General features: G+C 67.7%; 17 protein-coding genes. 8 read left to right on the forward strand and 9 right to left on the reverse strand.

The window, feature by feature from the left end:
• Positions 1-2: 2 nt before the first annotated feature.
• From ACK3BB_RS12835 to ACK3BB_RS12845, 3 genes are read left to right on the forward strand one after another with little or no spacing between them, the layout of a single operon-like run.
• Positions 3-1,286: a DUF1116 domain-containing protein gene (locus tag ACK3BB_RS12835; RefSeq protein WP_428925036.1), complete on the forward strand. Its 1,284-nt coding sequence runs from the start codon at positions 3-5 to the stop codon at positions 1,284-1,286.
• A complete protein-coding gene (locus ACK3BB_RS12840) occupies positions 1,261-2,268 on the forward strand; it encodes an ABC transporter ATP-binding protein (RefSeq protein WP_428925037.1) in 1,008 nt (335 codons plus the stop codon). The genes ACK3BB_RS12835 and ACK3BB_RS12840 overlap by 26 nt, the downstream gene beginning before the upstream one ends.
• 2 nt (positions 2,269-2,270) lie before the next feature.
• Positions 2,271-3,242 (forward strand): ABC transporter ATP-binding protein, encoded by a 972-nt coding sequence (locus ACK3BB_RS12845; protein ID WP_428925038.1) that lies wholly within the window; start codon positions 2,271-2,273, stop codon positions 3,240-3,242.
• Between the two features lie 47 nt (positions 3,243-3,289).
• On the opposite strand, the gene ACK3BB_RS12850 is transcribed toward ACK3BB_RS12845, so the two are convergent.
• Entirely contained in the window at positions 3,290-4,144 is an 855-nt protein-coding gene (locus ACK3BB_RS12850) for an IclR family transcriptional regulator domain-containing protein (RefSeq protein ID WP_428925039.1), read from the reverse strand.
• A gap of 184 nt (positions 4,145-4,328) precedes the next feature.
• Between ACK3BB_RS12850 and ACK3BB_RS12855 the strand changes: the two genes are divergently transcribed.
• Complete coding sequence (locus tag ACK3BB_RS12855; RefSeq protein ID WP_428925040.1) at positions 4,329-5,123, forward strand: DUF2877 domain-containing protein; 795 nt, start codon at positions 4,329-4,331, stop codon at positions 5,121-5,123.
• Positions 5,124-5,154: 31 nt separating this feature from the next.
• Here the strand turns inward: ACK3BB_RS12855 and ACK3BB_RS12860 are convergent, their stop codons facing one another.
• The 4 genes from ACK3BB_RS12860 to ACK3BB_RS12875 are packed head-to-tail and all read right to left on the reverse strand — an operon-like array spanning position 5,155 to position 10,020.
• Positions 5,155-6,618 (reverse strand): amidohydrolase family protein, encoded by a 1,464-nt coding sequence (locus tag ACK3BB_RS12860; protein ID WP_428925041.1) that lies wholly within the window; start codon positions 6,616-6,618, stop codon positions 5,155-5,157.
• A gap of 4 nt (positions 6,619-6,622) precedes the next feature.
• Positions 6,623-7,492: an ABC transporter permease gene (locus ACK3BB_RS12865; RefSeq protein ID WP_428925042.1), complete on the reverse strand. Its 870-nt coding sequence runs from the start codon at positions 7,490-7,492 to the stop codon at positions 6,623-6,625.
• Positions 7,492-8,415, reverse strand: coding sequence for an ABC transporter permease (locus ACK3BB_RS12870; RefSeq protein WP_428925043.1), 924 nt, complete (start codon positions 8,413-8,415; stop codon positions 7,492-7,494). Before ACK3BB_RS12870 ends, ACK3BB_RS12865 begins: the two co-directional genes overlap by 1 nt.
• 15 nt (positions 8,416-8,430) lie before the next feature.
• Positions 8,431-10,020: an ABC transporter substrate-binding protein gene (locus ACK3BB_RS12875; RefSeq protein ID WP_428925044.1), complete on the reverse strand. Its 1,590-nt coding sequence runs from the start codon at positions 10,018-10,020 to the stop codon at positions 8,431-8,433.
• Positions 10,021-10,133: 113 nt separating this feature from the next.
• On the opposite strand from ACK3BB_RS12875, the gene ACK3BB_RS12880 reads away from it, so the two are divergent.
• From ACK3BB_RS12880 to ACK3BB_RS12895, 4 genes are all read left to right on the forward strand, one after another.
• Positions 10,134-10,532: a GlcG/HbpS family heme-binding protein gene (locus tag ACK3BB_RS12880; protein ID WP_428925045.1), complete on the forward strand. Its 399-nt coding sequence runs from the start codon at positions 10,134-10,136 to the stop codon at positions 10,530-10,532.
• A gap of 9 nt (positions 10,533-10,541) precedes the next feature.
• The gene (locus tag ACK3BB_RS12885; protein WP_428925046.1) at positions 10,542-11,438 is read left to right on the forward strand and encodes an alpha/beta hydrolase fold domain-containing protein; all 897 of its coding nucleotides are present in this window, start codon (positions 10,542-10,544) and stop codon (positions 11,436-11,438) included.
• Positions 11,439-11,513: 75 nt separating this feature from the next.
• Positions 11,514-12,293: a FadR/GntR family transcriptional regulator gene (locus tag ACK3BB_RS12890; protein WP_428925047.1), complete on the forward strand. Its 780-nt coding sequence runs from the start codon at positions 11,514-11,516 to the stop codon at positions 12,291-12,293.
• Positions 12,294-12,317: 24 nt separating this feature from the next.
• Positions 12,318-12,701: an ester cyclase gene (locus ACK3BB_RS12895; protein ID WP_428925048.1), complete on the forward strand. Its 384-nt coding sequence runs from the start codon at positions 12,318-12,320 to the stop codon at positions 12,699-12,701.
• A gap of 297 nt (positions 12,702-12,998) precedes the next feature.
• Here the strand turns inward: ACK3BB_RS12895 and ACK3BB_RS12900 are convergent, their stop codons facing one another.
• The 4 genes from ACK3BB_RS12900 to ACK3BB_RS12915 all read right to left on the reverse strand — a co-directional run bounded on the left by ACK3BB_RS12900 (position 12,999) and on the right by ACK3BB_RS12915 (position 17,209).
• The gene (locus ACK3BB_RS12900) at positions 12,999-13,829 is read right to left on the reverse strand and encodes a carbohydrate ABC transporter permease (RefSeq protein WP_428925049.1); all 831 of its coding nucleotides are present in this window, start codon (positions 13,827-13,829) and stop codon (positions 12,999-13,001) included.
• Complete coding sequence (locus tag ACK3BB_RS12905; protein WP_428925050.1) at positions 13,826-14,713, reverse strand: carbohydrate ABC transporter permease; 888 nt, start codon at positions 14,711-14,713, stop codon at positions 13,826-13,828. Before ACK3BB_RS12905 ends, ACK3BB_RS12900 begins: the two co-directional genes overlap by 4 nt.
• Before the next feature lie 64 nt (positions 14,714-14,777).
• Positions 14,778-16,064 carry an extracellular solute-binding protein gene (locus ACK3BB_RS12910; RefSeq protein ID WP_428925051.1) on the reverse strand — a complete coding sequence of 429 codons (1,287 nt, stop codon included), beginning with the start codon at positions 16,062-16,064 and terminating at the stop codon, positions 14,778-14,780.
• Positions 16,065-16,135: 71 nt separating this feature from the next.
• The gene (locus tag ACK3BB_RS12915; RefSeq protein WP_428925052.1) at positions 16,136-17,209 is read right to left on the reverse strand and encodes an ABC transporter ATP-binding protein; all 1,074 of its coding nucleotides are present in this window, start codon (positions 17,207-17,209) and stop codon (positions 16,136-16,138) included.
• Position 17,210: the final 1 nt, after the last annotated feature.

Here is a 17,210-nt window from a genome sequence, read left to right on the forward strand (position 1 = left end):
GCATGAGTCTCAAGGACCGCATCGCCGCGGCCAACCGCCTGGCCATGGCCCGGATCGAGGCGGCCAACCCGGTCTGGACCGACGTGCGCCCGGCCATCGACGTGCTGCCGGGCATGACCCGCACGACGGTTCTGCACGCCGGTCCGCCGATTGCCTGGGACGACATGTGCGGCCCGCAGAAGATGGGCGTGGTGCAGGCCGTGCTGCACGAGGGTCTGGCCCGCGACGAGGCCGGGGCCGAGGCGCTGATCCTCGACGGCGCCATCACCGTTGCGCCCTGCCACGAGTACGGCGCGGTGGGCGGCATGGCCGGCATCACCAGCGCCTCCAGCCCGATGGCCGTGGTCCATGACCCGGTGCATGACGTGACCGGCTGTTCCCAGCTGTTCCAGGGTCCGGCGGCCGGGCTGCAGGACCGCGACCGTTACAATGCCGAGGCGCGCAAGCGTTGGCGCTGGCTCGAAGAGGTGCTCGGCCCGGCCCTGGGCGCGGCGATCCGTGCCCGTGGCGGCCTGCCGGTCAAGCCGTTGATGGGCCGGGCACTGGAAATGGGCGACGAATGCCACAACCGCAACGCCGCTGGCACGCTGCTGCTGCTCAACGCCCTGGTCCAGGACCTCATCCGCACCAGCCCGCCCGACCGGCTGGGCGAGGTGCTGGCCTATTTCCGCGAGAACGAACAGGTCTCGCTGGTCCTGTCGATGGCCGCGGCCAAGGCCATGGGCGCGGCCATCTCCGGCATTCCCGACTGTTCCATCGTCACGGTCATGTGCCGCAACGGCGTCGAGTTCGGCATCCGGGTCAGCGCCACGGGAGACCGCTGGTTCACCGCCCCGGCCAACCGGATCGAAGGGCTGTATTTCTCGTCGGAATGGGGCGATGACGATGCCGTGCCCGATATCGGCGACAGCGCGATCATGGAAACCATCGGGCTGGGCGGCCATGCCCAGGCCGCGGCCCCGGTGCTGCAGCAATTCGTTGCCGGCTCGTTTGCCCGGGCCACGGCCATGGTCGACGAGATGGCCCAGATCACCCAGGGCCGGCTGACCCAGTTCAAGATCGCCCCGCTGGATTTCGCCGGCGCGCCGGTGGGCATCGACATCCGAAAGGTCGTGCAGACCCGGATCACCCCTGTTATCGATACCGCCATTGCCCATCGCAAGGGTGGCGTGATCGGCGCCGGCCAGACCCGCGCGCCCTTCGGCTGCTTTGCCGATGCCCTGCGCGCCTTCAGCGACACCTGCCAGGAGGTCTCTCCCGATGCCCCCGCTGCTCAGCGTCCGTAACCTCGACGTCACCTTCGGCACCGGGCCGGACGCCGTGCGCGCCGTGCGGGGCTTGTCTTTCGACGTGGCCCCGGGCGAGATCGTGGCCATCGTGGGCGAAAGCGGCTCAGGCAAGTCGAATGCCGTGCTGGGCCTGCTGGACCTGGTGCGCGACCCGGGGCGGCGGGCCTGCGACAGCATCGTCTTTGACGGCACCGAGCTGGCCGGGCTGGGCAACCGCCAGATGCGGCGCATCCGGGGGCGGCGGATCGCGATGATCTTCCAGGACCCGATGACCGCGCTGAACCCGCTGATCACCGTGGGCCGGCAATTGTCGGACCTGGCCGTCGAACACCTGGGCCTGGGCAAGGCCGCGGCGCGGGACCGGGCGCTGGAGGTGCTGGAAAAGGTCGGCATCACGGCGGCGGCCGAGCGGATGAAAAGCTATCCGCACCAGCTGTCGGGCGGCATCCGCCAGCGGGTGATGATCGCCATGGCGCTGATCTGCGAACCCGACCTGCTGATCGCCGACGAGCCGACGACGGCCCTGGATGTGACGATCCAGGCCCAGATCATCGAACTGGTCAAGGCGCTGCAGGCCGAGATGGGCCTGGCAATCATCTGGATCACCCATGACCTGGGCGTGGTCGCCGCGCTGGCCGACCGGGTCATCGTCATGTACGCCGGGCGGATGATCGAAAGCGGCAGCGCCGACGACATCTTCAACCGCACCGGCCATCCCTATACCCGGGCCCTGCTGGCCTCGATGCCCCGGGTCGACATGGCGCCCACCGGCGAATTGCAGGCGCTGCCCTCGGGCGGCCAGGCCGGCGAGGGCTGTGCCTTTCGCCTGCGCTGTGCCAGGGCCACCGAGACCTGCGCGGCCAATGCCCCCGAGCTGGCCGACCTGGCCCCGCCGGCGGGCGAGGCCCCCGGCGCCGCCGTGGAGGGCGCCTCGCACATGGCCAGCTGCTGGCATCCCGAAGGCGCAAGGACCGCATGACCATGGACAGGCTGTTCGAGATCCAGGACCTCGAGGTCCATTTCGACGTGGGCGGCGGGGCGCTGTCGGCCCGCGGCCCGCAAAAGCTGCGCGCGGTGGACGGGGTGACCTTTGACATCCTGCGCGGCGAGACGCTGGGGCTGGTCGGTGAATCCGGCTGTGGCAAGTCGACCGTCGGGCGCACCATCCTGCGCCTGACCGAACCGACCTCCGGCCGGGTCATGTTCGACCGCCAGGACCTGGGCCGGCTGGGCCGGGGGCGGATGCGGCGGATGCGCCGGCGGATGCAGATGGTCTACCAGGATCCCTATGCCTCGCTGAACCCGCGCATGAAGGTCCGTGACATCCTGGCCGAGCCGCTGGCCGTGCATGGGCTGGCCAGTGGCGCCGAGCGCGAGGCACGCATCGCCGAACTGCTCGACCTGGTCGGGCTGGACCGGGCGGCCATGGCCCGCTATCCGCATGAATTCTCGGGCGGCCAGCGCCAGCGCATCGGCATCGCCCGGGCCTTGGCGGTCGAGCCGGATTTCATGGTGCTCGACGAAAGCATCTCGGCGCTCGACGTGTCGATCCAGGCCCAGATCATCAACCTTCTCAAGCGGTTGCAGCGCGAGAAAGACCTGACCTTCCTGTTCATCTCGCATGACATGGCCGTGGTGCGCCACATGTCGGACCGGGTGGCCGTGATGTACCTGGGCACGATCGTCGAACTGGGCCGGGCCGATCAGATCTACGACAACCCGCGCCATCCCTACACCCGCGCGCTGCTCAAGGCCGTGCCCGTGCCGCAGGTCACCGCCGGCCAGAAGGCCACGGTCGAAGGCATCCGGGGCGAGCTGGGCAGCCCGCTGGACCTGCCCGCCGGCTGCCGGTTCTGCGACCGCTGCCCGCTGGTCCAGGACCGCTGCCGGAGCGAGGCCCCCCGGCTGACAACGCGCGACAGCGGCCACCTGGCCGCCTGCCATTTCGCCTGACCGGGACCGCGCCGGTCAGGTCAGGTCAGTGCGCGGGTCAGGTCAGGTCAGGTCAGCGTGCGGGTCAGTTCCTCGGCGCCCAGCTTCATCTCGGGCAGGGCGCCGTCCATCATCTCGTCGATCGAGGTCACGCCGGCAAAGGTATAGGTGTTGATCGACCCGACGATCTCGGCCCGGGCATTGAAGACCGGCAGGGCCAGCGAGCGGATGCCCATCTGCATTTCCTGGTCGACCAGCGCGTAACCCTGGCTGCGGATGCGCGCCAGCTCGGCGCGCAGCTCGGCCTCGGTGGTGATGCTCAGCTCGGAGGCCGGGGTCATGTCGATCCGCGCCAGCGTGCGGTCCAGCTCTTCCTCGGACGAATGGGCCAGGATGCAGCGCCCGGCCGAGGAATAGGCCAGCCGGAAGCGCCGGCCGATGGTCAGGGCCGGAGAGTGGAATTCATCGGTATTGGCCGAGCCGATATGCACGATGAAATCCTCGTCGCGGATGGCCAGGGCCACCGGAAAGCCCGACCGGTCGCGGATGCGGTTGAGGAAATACTGGGCCTTTTCGGCCAGCGGCACCGAGGACAGGTAGGCATACCCCAGTTCCATGACCTTGGGCGTCAGGCGAAAGATCCGCCCGTCCTGGTGGACATAGCCCAGGTCGGCCAGGGTCAGCAGGTACCGCCGGGCGCCGGCCCGGTCCATGCCGGTCTTTTCGGCAACCTGGGTCATGGTCATTTCCGGGTTGGCCTTGTCGAAGGCGCGGATGATGTTCAGCCCGTGCACCAGCGAGCCGATCAGCTCCTTGGGCTTGGTGTCCTTCGGCTTGGCCTTGGTGGTGGTCCGGGCCTTGGAGGGTTTCGACCTGGAGGATTTGGCCGGGGCGGGATCGGGCGTCGTGTCGGGCGTCGTCATGGGCGTCGGGTCTCGTCCTGGTGGTCATGGCGCTGCCGGTGCCCCGCCTGTCGGGGCCTGTTGCCGTCCGGCCCTTCGCGGGGCGTTCTGCTGCGACCTGTTTCAATCCCGAAAACTATTGTGCATTATGCGAACAATTGCAAGCGGCAGGGGGCGACAGGTGGGCATCTGCGGGGAAGGGCCGGTGATCCGTGCAGCACGGATCGGCAGCCATGTGGCCGGGCTTCTGGCCGGGCGGGCCGGGCCGGTGGGGATGCTGGCGCGGTTTGATCGCCATGTCTACCTGGATCTGGCCGGCACGGTGCTGGTCGTGACCCTGGCCGACCAGCCCCCGGGGCCGCTGACCCTGCACCTGCCGGCCTTGCCCGGCTGGCTGGGCGCCGGGGAATTCGGCGCCGGGATGGTGCAATCGGGGGGCGGGCGGATCGTGCTGGACGGCGTGCCGGCCTGGCCCTCGGCCCTGCCGGCGGGAGCGGGTGATCCCGGCCGCATCGCCGCGACGCTGGCGGCCCGGGCGGGGGCGGTGCCTCACCAGTCGGCGCTGTTGCGGGCGGTGCTGGGGGCGGCTCCCCGACCCGAGGCGCTGGACTTCCTGGCCCGGGGGATTGCGGCGGATGCGCCCGACCTGACGGCCGAGGCCACGCAGGCGCTGATCGGGGCGGGGCCGGGGCTGACCCCGGCGGGCGATGACCTGCTGGCCGGGGCGTTGATGGCGCTCTACGCCCTGGCGCCCCGGCACGCGGCCATGCATGGGCGGGTTGTCGGCGCGGCAGCCCGCGAGGGCACGACAAGCCTGTCCGCCGCCTTTCTGATGGCCGCCGCGCAGGGGCATGGCCCGGCGGGATGGCATGACCTGGTGCGGGCCTTGCCCGACTCGGCGCCCGCATCTGTCGCCCGGGTCATGGCGCCGGGTCACAGCTCGGGCGCGGATACGCTGGCGGGCTTCGTGCTGGCCTGCGCGGCGCTGGCGCCCGGTTGATGGCCGCGCTGATGCCCAGACCGACCAAGGGCTATCCCCCGGCCTGCTCCTCACCCAAAATCGCGTGCAACGGCGCCATCAGCCGGGCCAGCCGCGCATCACCCCGGGCCGCCGGCGGGTCCAGCCGGGCCAGCAGGGCGTCCGCGTCCTGCGTCGGATGCCGCCCGCCGGGCATGACCCGCCGCCCGGCGATCACCAGCTCGCGCAGCGCCGCCGGTTCGCCGTAAAGCACCAGCCGGTCGCAGGCCCGTTCGGCCGCGGCCAGCCCCGGCGCCGGCCGGGCATTGCCATCCACCAGCAGCAGATCGGCCTGCATCCCCCGCGCCAGCCGCCCGATATCGTCCCGCCCGATCGCCCCGGCGGCCGAGGTGGTGGCCATGGCCAGCACCTGCCGCCCGCTCAGCCGGCCATGCAACCGATGGGCCAGCCGCATTTCCTGGAACATGTCGGTGCGGTCATCCAGCCCCATGCTGTCCAGCCCCAGCGCCACGTTGACCCCGGCAGCCAGCATCGCCGGCACCGGCGCGATGCCGCTTTGCAGGCGCAGGTTGGAACTGGGATTGTGCACCACGGCCACCCCGTTGCGGGCCAGCACGGCCATGTCGTCCCCGGTCAGCTGCACCCCGTGGGCACAGCTGAGCCCCGGGCGCAGAACGCCCAGCCCGTCGAGATGGCGCACCACCGATCCGCCGGCGGCCCGGGCATTGTCGCGGGCCTGGTAACGGCTTTCCAGCAGGTGCATCTGCGCGGCCAGGCCCAGCTCATGGGCCAGAGCCTCGACGCTTTGGATCTGGGCATCGCTGCTCCAATGGGCCGAGATCACCCCGGCCATCATCCAGCTGAGCCCGATGCGCTCGGCCGCCGCGCCGCGCAGGGCCGCGGCCCAGGCATCCATGTCAAAGGCCGGCCGACCGGCCCGTTCCGCGGCCAGCTCGGCCGCCAGCTCGGGCGACAGCCGCGCGGCGGCCCGGGCCATCAGGTCGGCCGAGGCCGGCCGGTCCATCGCGCTCAGCACCAGCCCCGCGCGCAGCCCGGCCCGGGCATAGCCCCGGCGCACCGCCGCAATCGCCGCGCTGTCGTTCTGCGGATGGTAATAGCTGTTGATCGTCGTCGTGATGCCCGTCTGCATCTGGCGCAGGCCCGACAGGGCGGTGTCGGTCTCGGCGTCCAGCGCGGGCATGCGCGACAGGTTCAGGATCCAGGGCTCCAGCAGGTCATCATCGATGCCCAGGCTTTGCGGCGACACCCCGCGCCCGTGGTCATGGGCATTGATCAGCCCGGGCAGCAGGATGGTTTCGCCATCGCCCAGCACATCAAGCCCGGGCCAGTCGCGGGCCAGCCGGGCAAAGGGCGCGATCTCGGCAATGGTCGTGCCCTCGACGCGCAGCCCGTGGTCGACCAGCACTGGCGCATTGCTGCCCGGATCGGTGATCATCAGACCCGCGCGGACGAGGTATTGCGCCCCCTGCGAGGGGGGCGGGGTCACGGGGTCCATGGGCTCAGACCTTGATCTTGGGGTCGATGATGTCGCGGATGGCATCGCCCAGCAGGTTCGAGGCCAGCACCGTGATCAGGATGGCAATGCCCGGAAAGATCGCCGCCCAGGGCGCGTCCCACATGACATTGCGCCCGTCCGACAGCATCGCCCCCCATTCCGAGGCCGGCGGCGCGGCGCCCAGGCCCAGGAAGCTCAGGCCGGTGGCGCTCAGCAGGGCCCAGCCATAGGACATCGACGCCAGCACCAGGATCGGCGGAAAGGCATTGGGCAGCACGTGGCGGAAGATGATGCGCAGGTCGGAACAGCCCGTGGCCCGGGCGGCATCGACATAGACCTCTTCCTTGATGGCCAGCACCGATCCGCGGCTGACACGGGCAAACTCGGTGATGCCCCCGATGCCCACGGCGATGATGACATTGACCAGACCGGTGCCCAGGACGGCCACGATCGACATGGCCAGCAGCACGCCGGGAAAGGACATCATCACGTCGATCAGGCGCATGACGATATTGTCCAGCCGCCCGCCGTAATAGCCCGAAATCAGCCCGATGGTGCAGCCCACGGTGACCGAAATGGCCACGGCAAAAAGCCCGATCACCAGAGAGATCCGTGCTCCGGTCAGGATCCGGCTGAAGATGTCGCGGCCGGCAAGGTCGGTGCCCATCCAATGTTCGGCACTGGGGGGCAGCATGCTGTCGAGGATGCGCGTTTCATAGGGATCATAGGGCGCGATATGCGGCGACAGAACGGCCAGCACGGCCAGGATGAAAAGCGTCAGCAGGGCATAGCGCGCCGTGCGGTGGCGCCAGCAGTCGCGGGCAAAGCCCATCAGCGGATGGGTGGCGGGCGGGTTGGTGGCAAGGCTGGTCATCAGTCGAACCGGATCTTGGGGTCGATCAGCGCATAGGCCAGGTCGACGAGGATATTGAGCACGACATAGAAAAGCGCCGTGAAGAGGACCGCGCCCTGGACCAGCGGGAAATCGGACCCGTTGATCGCGTCGACCAGCACGGTGCCCAGCCCCTTGCGGGAAAAGGCGGCCTCGATGAAAAACGCCCCCGAGAAGAGCCAGCCGAACTGCAGCCCGATCATCGTCACCACGGGCACCAGCGCATTGGGCAGGGCATGGCGGAACAGGATCACCGCGTCGGATTTGCCCTGGGCCCGCGCGGTCAGGATGTAATCCTGTTTCAGCGCGTCGAGGATATTGGTCCGCGTGGCCCGCGCCACGGTCGAAATCGCGCCCAGCGACAGGGCCAGCACCGGCAGGATCAGCGCCTCGGGCGAGCCCTGGCCGGCGGCGGGCAGCCAGCCCAGCTGGACGGCAAAGAGCATGACCAGCATCAGCCCGATCCAGAAGGCAGGCATCGACACCGACACGGCGGTAAAGGCCATGACAAACCGGTCCAGCCAGGAATTGCGCAACACGCCCGCCAGCGCGCCCATGACGATGCCCACCGGCACGGCCACGGCCATGGCCAGCGAGGTCAGCAGCAGGGTCGGCGGCAGGTTGTCCATGACCATGTCGATCACCGGCGTGCTTGACACGATGGACCGCCCGAAATCGCCGGTCAGCACGTTGCCCAGGTAGGCCAGGTACTGCTGGAACAGGGGCAGGTTCAGCCCCAGCTCTTCGCGCAGGGCCTCGATCTGGTCGGGCGTGGCGCCCGAACGGGCCAGCATCACCGTCACCGGATCGCCCGGCAGCATGTGCAGGATGAGGAAAGACAATGTGACCACCCCGAATATCACCGGGATGGCCGACAGGATACGTCCGATCAGGAACCTGAGCACGAGGCCCGTTCTCCTTTAAAGGTCAACGTCGTAGACAGCCGGGACCAGCCCGGTGACACCAAAGCTCAGATCCTTCATCGCCGCCGTCGCGCCGATGGCCACGGCATAATCGTAGATCGGCAGGATCACCGCCTGGTCCATGATCATGACCTGCGCCTGTTGGTAAAGGTCAAGCCGTTTGTCGGCATCGGTCTCGGCCTGGGCGGCCAGCAGCAGGGCATCCAGTTCGGGGCTGCGCACCTTGGCAAAGTTGAACCCGCCGTCGGCATTTTCGGACAGGAAATAGGGCAGCAGCGAATCCGAGGCCGCAAAGCCCGAGCCGCCGGTGAACAGCATGTTGTGGGTGCCGTTCTTGCCGGCCTCCAGGCTGACGGCCCAGGCCATCATCTCCAGCTCGACGGCGAAGCCGATCTTCTGCAGCTCGGATTGCAGGTAGACCGAGAACGGCTCGGACGAGCCCCAGCCGGCCATCTGCACCTTCAGGACCAGCTTCTGGCCGTCCTTTTCGCGCACGCCGTCAGCCCCGGTGACCCAGCCGGCCTCTTCCAGCAGGCTGGCCGCGGCATCGGGGTCATAGCTGTACATGCCCTTGAGATCGGGGGCGAATTCCGGGGTCACGGCCGACAGCGGGCCAGAGGCGGCGGGCGCGATGCCGCGCATGATGGACCCGACGGCGGCCTCCATGTCGACAGCCTGCAGGATGGCCTTGCGCACCATCGGATCGTCGGTGGGGGCCAGTTCGGTGTTGAGGAACCAATAGGTCGGCTGGCCCGACAGGTGGGTGATCAGGACTTCGTATTCGTCCGAGCGTTCGATGCGCGACAGGCTGGTGGGCAGCAGGTCGAAGACCACGTCGAAATCGCCGGCCATCAGCGACACCGAGCGGCTGGCCGCCTCGGGCAGGAACCGCCATTCGATGGCCTCGACCGCGCCGGTGCCGTCATAGATCGACGGGCCCCAGGTGTAATCGGGGTTCTTGGTCAGCAGGTAGTGATCGCTGACCTCGTATTCGGTCATCATGTAGGGGCCGGTGCCGGCCTGGTGCATGTGGTATTCATCGCCATATTCGGCCGCCGCCGTGGGCGAGACCATGGCCGTGTAGGTCAGCGACAGGTTGAACAGCAGCCCGCCATTGGGCTGGGCCATGACCATGCGTACCTCGGTCGGCGAGATCACCTCGACCGCGGCCACGTCGGCCACAAGCGAGGCGGCCTTTTGCGATTTCGGCCCCAGCGCCTGCATGCGCTCGATGTTGAACTTGACGGCCTCGGCATCGAAGGGGGTGCCGTCGTGGAAGGTCACGCCTTCGCGCAGCACGAAATCATAGCTCATGCCGTCTTCGGCAATCGTCCAGCTTTCGGCCAGGCCGGGCACGATCTCGCCGGTTTCGGCCTGGTAGACCAGGGTGTCGTACATGGCCGACAGGATCATCAGCACTTCCCAGGCCACGTCGATATGCGGATCCAGCCGTGTCTTGGCCTTGGTGCCGGCCATCTTCAGAACGGCCGGGCCGCTGGCCTGGGCCAGGGCCCGGGTGCCCAGTGTCGACAGCAATGCAGTGCCGAGCGTGGATGCGAGAACGGCCCGCCGTGTAAGTCCCGTCATGTCTATCCCTGTTGATTTATAGGTCTGTCATTGCATCGACGTTGCGATTGCGAACAAATGTTGTCAATAAGAACACTGACCCCTGCAACAGTTAGCGCGAGCCCGTATCCGCCATGAGCCTAAATCTTGACCAATCCCGGATTGCCCTGACTGCGGCCCGCGACCATGCCTCTTCGCTGGGCATTTCGGTCTGCATTGCCGTCTGTGACGCGGGCGGGCGATTGATGGCGTTCGAACGGATGGACGGCAGCAACTGGGCCAGCATCCACGGCGCGCAGGGCAAGGCGCTGACCTCGGCCGCGACGCGGGTGCCCAGCGGGTCGATCCCGCCGGAATCGGTCGTGATGGGCCGGATCGCCGAGCTGGAAGGCGGCAACATGATCTATGCCCGGGGCGCCGTGCCCCTGATCCGCGACGGCGTGCTGCTGGGCGCGGTGGGCGTCGGCGGGGCGGCCGCCGATCTCGACGAGGCCTGTGCCCGGGCCGGGGCCGCCGCGCTGGGGTGTGACTGAGCCATGGTCGTGCTGGATGGAACCAACGAGGCGGGCAGCGACTGGACGCGCTGCCTCAACGAGATGCACCCGACCGACGACGGGCTGCGCCACTGGCCCCGGCTGTTCCTGGCCGAGATCCCCGGCTGGCGGCCGCTGGTCGGCAGCCTGACCCTGCCTCGGGGCGAGGGGCCGCATCCGCTGGTGCTGCATATCCATGGCGGCGGCTGGATGACCGGCCATCCGGCGGTGCTCAGCCCGCGCCGGCGCGAGATGCGGGTGTTCGAGACACTGCTGGAACAGGGCTATGCGGTGGCCCACCTGGCCTACCGGATGGTGGGCGAGGGCGCCTTTCCCATGCAGATCCACGATTGTGCGGCGGGGGTGCGGTTCTTTCGCCATCACGCGGCGCATTTCGGGCTGGACCCGGCGCGGTTCGCGGCGCTGGGGGAAAGCGCGGGCGGCCACCTGGCGCTGTTGCTGGGGGTCGACCGGCCCGAGGCGCTGGAAGGTGACATCGGCGTGACCGGCGTGGCGTCGAAGGTGCAGGCGGTGGTCGACTGGTACGGGCCGGCCGACCTGATGATCCCCTACCAGGGCCGGTCGCTGGCCGAGCGGGTCAAGGACCCGGAGAATGCCGTGGGCCGGTTGCTGGGCGGGCCGGGCGCCGGCGAGGCCGAGGCGCGCATGGCCTCGCCCGTGACCCATGCCGGGCCGGGTGCCGCGCCCTGTCTGATCCAGCACGGCACGGCCGACAGCATCGTGACCTATGACCATGCCGAGCACATGCGCGACGCGCTGGCCGCGGCCGGCGTGCCGGTCGAGCTGCAGCCCGTGGACGGGGCCGAACACGGCTTTCCCGATGGCGATGTCTCGCAGGTGGTGCCCCGGATGCTGGATTTCCTGGCCCGGCACCTGCGCGGCTGAATGGCGCAAGGTCAGGCCGGGGAAACCGGGCGAATGCGGCTTTGCCGGGGCAGGCGGGCGGGCTAGACTGGGCCCATGTCCCAGACGTCTTCCCGCGCGGCCGAACCCTTTGATGCCAACGCGCGCCCCGAACAGCGCAAGAATGAATCCATTGCCGACTGGCTGGGTCGGCAGATCGTGACCGGGGTCTATGGCCTGGGCCAGCCGATCCCCAAGGAGATGGATTTCATCGCCGAAACCGGCGTGTCCCGGGGCGCCTACCGCGAGGCGCTGCGGCGGCTGGCCGGCAAGGGCATGGTGATCACGCGCACCCGGTCGGGCTCGCGCGTGGCCCCGCGCGAGAAATGGTCGCTGCTGGACCCGGATGTCGTGCGCTGGAGCTTTGAAAGCGGCGCGCCGCCCGATTGGTACATCCGCTCGCTTTATGAAATGCGGGCGATGATCGAACCGCCGGCCGCGGCCTTTGCGGCCGAACGGCGGACCGAGGCGGATCTGCAGCTGTTCCGCGAGGCCCTGCATGCGATGCGCTATTGCGACATGACCGAGGACAGCTGGCACATGGCTGATGCCAGCTTTCACCGGGCGATCCTGATTTCCTCGCACAACCCGGTTCTTCTGTCGCTGGAATCCGGCATCTGCGCGGCGGTGGCCTATACAACGGCCTTCCGCTATCGCGACATGCCCAACCCGCATACGCGCAACCCGGTCAACGAACATGCCGCGGTCTTTGAACGGATCGAGGCTGGCGATGCCATCGGCGCCCGGCGGCTGATGACGGAACTGGTCGACACGGCCCTGCTGGACAGCAAGGGCACAACGGTGTTCGACCTGGGGCTGCCGACGCTGAAGGTCTGACGGACGGCGCGAAGGACAGGAATGATGACGGATGATCTGGCCGGGGCCTACCGGGCCTATATCGATTGCCTCAACCGCCGTGACTGGGCCGGGCTGGGCGAGCACGTGGCCGCCGAGGTCGAACACAACGGCCGGCGTTTCGGCCTGAGCGGTTATCGCGGGATGCTGGAGGCCGATGTGCAGGCGATCCCCGATCTGCGGTTCAACATCGACATGCTGATGACCGACGGGCCGATGGTGGCCGCGCGGCTGCTGTTCGATTGCCATCCCGTGGCAGAGCTGTTCGGGTTGGCGGTCGACGGGCGGCGGGTGCGCTTTGCCGAAAACGTCTTCTATGAATTCCGGGAGGGGCGGATTGCCCGGGTCTGGTCGGTGATCGACAAGGCGGCAATTGCCGAGCAGCTTTGAAGCCGTGATGTGATGACGGGTCCGAACGGGCAGGGCGTTTGGCATTGGACCCAGGCGGCGACCCGCCCGAAGGCAAGCGCGCCGGGCGAATGCTTGCCTGTCCCGGCGGGCTGGCGCTTTGACACCCTAGCGCACCCGCATCCATGTCACAGGCACATCACAGCGATAAAGTGACGACCTCAACGGGCAGAAGCGCCACCCCACGGGCAGGCGCGCGCCCGTCTCATGTTGGACCGAGAAAAAGCGCCCCGGCGGAAGGCAGCCGGGGCGCTGGCAGGGCAGGGCGTTCGGAGGTCCCTAACCCTTGACGCCCGACGAGATCATCACGGCCTCGGTCACGCGTTTCTGGAAGATCAGGTAGGCAATCACCACCGGGGCCGCGGCCAGCAGGGCCACCGACATGATCCGTGCATAGGCCACGCCGAAGGCATCGTTGACCTGGGTGATGCCCACGGGAATGGTCATCATGTCCTCGGTCGTGATCACCAGGAAGGGCCACAGGAAGGCGTTCCACGACATGATGAAGGTGATGATGCCAAGGGCCGTGGTGATGCCCCAGTTCAGCGGCAGGTAGACCTTGAACAGCAGCGTGTAATCCCCCCCGCCATCCAGCACCACGGCTTCCTTCATCTCCTTGGGCACGGCATCGAAGAACTGCTTGTAGACGATGATCACCACCGGCACGACCAGCTGCGGCAGGATGATGCCTCCCCAGCGGTTGATCAGGTCGAGATCGTTCATCAGCACGAATTGCGGCACCACCAGCGCCTGGGCCGGCACCATGAAACTGGCCAGCACGATCATGTACAGCGCCTTGCGGCCGGGAAACTGCATCTGGCTGAGCGCATAGGCGCACATCATGCCGGTCAGCAGCACGATGAAGGTGATGATCACCGAGGTGCCGATGGAATTGATGTACCAATCCATCAGCGAGGTGTTGAACAGCGCGTCGACGTAAGACGACAGGTTGAACTCGTCGGGGATCAGCCCGGCCTCGTCCGACACCACCCGGTTTTCCGAGCGGATCGAGGTGTTGAACGCCCAGTAGAGCGGGAAGATCCAGAGCAGCCCGGCAAAGATCGTGATGCAGGTCAGGGCCAGGTTCTCGATGCGGCGGATGGGGGTCATTTGTCACGGCCTCCGATGCGCAGGATCTGGAATTGCAGGACGGACACGACGACGATGATCAGAAACAGCACCAGCGAGATCGCCGCCGCATAGCCGCCGTTGTTCAGCTGGAACGCCTCTCGGTAGACCATCAGCAGCAGAACATAGCTGGAATTGAAGGGCCCGCCCTCGGACAGCAGGTAGACCTGGTCAAAGATCTTGAGTTGCAGGATCAGCTGCAGGGTCAGCACCAGCGCGGTGACGGGCCAGAGCAGCGGCCAGGTCACCCGGAAGAACAGCTGGCGCGACGTCGCCCCGTCCAGCTTGGCCGCCTCGTAAAGCTCTTCGGGGATGTTGCGCAGCCCGGCGATGAACAGCAGCACGTTGAACCCGTTGGTCCACCAGATCGTGACAACGGCCACGGCGGGCATGACCCAGAAGGGGTTCTTGAACACGGGCACCGGCTTGCCGGTGAAAAACTCCAGGACGGGCTGCAGGATACCGAACTGGAAATCCAGCATCCAGGCCCAGATCTGGGTGACCACGGACACGGGCAGCACGTAGGGCGTGAAGAACAGCACCAGGGCCAGGGCCTGCATCCGCCCCGACAGCCGGTTGACGGCCAGCGCGATCAGCAGCGCGATGACGGTCGTCGGCACGACGGTCAGCAGGACGAAATAGCCGTTGTTCTTCAGCGAGGTATAGAACAGCCGATCGGACAGCAGCCGCTTGTAATTGTCCAGCCCCACCCAATCGCCGCCGCCGATCAGCGGGGCGTCGGTGAAGCTGAGGCGGATGACCTCGATCACCGGGTAGGCAAAGACCAGGGCAAAGATCGCCACGAAGGGCAGGATCAGCGAATAGGCCACCAGCCTGTGCCGCCGGTTGTTGCGGATCATCGACATCTGTTGAACACCCTTCCTTGCGAACCGGGCGGCCGGGCCACGGGGGCGCGGCCGCCCGACCGTCTTACTTCATCCGGCTTTCAAGCTCGCCCTTCATCTGGGCGACGGCGTCTTCGGGCGACAGGTAGCCGTGGATCGCCGGCGAGATGATGTTCTGCGCGGCATCATAGGCGGGCGAGGCCACGCCGGCCACTTCGGAACGCGGATCGTAGGTCGCCTTGGAGGCCAGGGTGGAATAGGTGGCGTTGGGCTCCATCACCTTGAATTCCTCGGATTCCGCCACCGGTTTGTAGGCCGGGATATGGCCGGCATCGGCCCATTGGATGGCATGCTTTTCCATCCAGCCGATGACCTGCATGACCGCCGCGCGCTTGTCGGGGTCCATTGCCTCGTCGCCCTGCACCGGGATCGCCCAGGCATGGCTGTCGGCCCAGGTCGTCTGGCTGTCCATCAGCTGCGGGATCTCGACCGCGCCCCATTCGAAGCCCAGGTCGCCATTGGCCGCCAGGTCGTTCATCGTCGGCACTTCCCAGACGCCGTTCAGCTGGAACGCGCTCTTGCCCGAGGTGAACAGCGCGACCGAGGCCTCGTAGAGCGCCTGTTCCGGCTGCCAGCCTTCGTCGTGCCACTTGGTCATGATCTCGACGGCCTTGACGGCCTTTTCGGCGCTGTCGCCGGGCAGGACCTCGCCGTCGTCGGAGATCAGCGTGCCGCCCTGCTGCGACAGCAGAGTGTAGAACACCCGGAAGACCCCGCCGTCATCGCCGGTGGCATAGGTCACCGGGCTTTCGGCACCGTTCTCCTTGGCCGCGGCCAGGGCCTCTTCGAAATCGGCGACGCTGGAAATGCCGGTCAGGTTGCCGTCATCGTCCAGGAACCGCGTCCCTTCGAGGTAGGACTTGTTGTAGTAGAGCACGATGGAATGGATGTCGAAGGGCACGGCGTACAGCTGCCCGTCCGGGCCCTTGGCGCTGTCCAGGGCCCCGGCAAAGAAATCGCCCTCGGCAATGCCGCCGGCTTCGAGGTCCTCGGCGGTGATCGGGGTCAGCACGCCTTCGCTCAGGCCAAGGGGCATGCGCGACAGGTGATAGGTCATCAGGTCGGGCCCGCGCCCGACAGCGGCCGAGGTGCGGATCTTGGTGTAAAAGGGCACGCCCCATTCCAGCGTCGTGGCCTCGATCTCGATGTCGTCATGTTCGGCGTTGAACTGGTCGATCAGCGCCTTCATCCGCACGCCGTCGCCGCCGGCGAAGAAATCCCACCAGGTCACGGTCTGCTGGGCAAAGGCCGGCAGGCCCAGCCCGGTTATTGCTGCAATGGCAGAGACTTGCGCCAATGTCTTGAATTTCATGTCGGTCTTCCTCCTATGACCGGGTGCGCCCATGGCGCGCCCCCTCCCTTGTGGTCTGCTGTCGTGCAGGCCTAACGCAGCCTTTCGCCCTGGGGCGTGAAGGCAAATACATGTTCCGGCGCGGCCCCGATGCGCAGGGCCTGGCCTTCCAGCCGGTCGCGGCTGCCGCGCCGTTCGAATACGATGTCGGCCGCGGTGGTCGACCGGGCATGGACATAGGAATTGCCGCCCAACTCCTCGGCCACCTCGACGGTCACCGGCAGGCCGCCGGTTTCGACGGGCACCAGGTGTTCGGGCCGCACGCCCAGCACGATATCCGCGCCCTGCGCCGGTTTCGGCCCGTCCAGCCGGGCCGTCAGCACCCCGCCCATGGCCTCGGCCGTGAAGCCCTGGGGATCGGTGGCCGTGACCACCGCCTCGACGAAATTCATCGCCGGCGAGCCGATGAACCCGGCGACAAAGCGGTTGTCCGGATCGTCGTACAGCTGCAACGGCCGGCCGGCCTGCATCACGTGGCCGCCCTTGAGCACGAAGATGTCGTCGGCCAGGGTCATCGCCTCGACCTGGTCGTGGGTGACGTAGATCATCGTCGCGCCGATCTGCTTGTGCAGGCGGGACAGTTCCAGCCGCATCTGCACGCGCAGCTCGGCATCGAGGTTCGACAGCGGTTCGTCGAACAGGAACACCTCCGGCTCGCGCACGATGGCCCGGCCGATGGCCACGCGTTGGCGCTGGCCGCCCGACAGGGCCGAGGGCTTCTTGTCCAGGTGGTCGGTCAGTTGCAGGATGCGCGCGGCCTCGCGCACCTTTTCCTCGCGTTCATGGCGGGGCGCCCGGGCCAGCGACAGCGAAAAGCCCATGTTATCGGCCACCGACAGGTGCGGATAGAGCGCGTAGCTCTGGAACACCATGGCCACGCCGCGCTTGGCCGGTTCCACCGCCGTCACGTCGCGCCCGCCGATCTCGATGCGCCCGCCGCTGGTGTCCTCCAGCCCCGCGATCATGCGCAACAGGGTGGATTTCCCGCAGCCTGAGGGCCCCACGAAGACCCCGAATTCGCCTTTCGGGATCTCCAGCGACACGTCCTTGATGACATCATGGGCACCAAAGGACTTCTTCACGTTGCTCAGCTTCACGCCCGACATG

It is taken from the genome of Marinibacterium sp. SX1, from assembly GCF_050389775.1.
Classification (GTDB): Bacteria; Pseudomonadota; Alphaproteobacteria; order Rhodobacterales; family Rhodobacteraceae; genus Marinibacterium.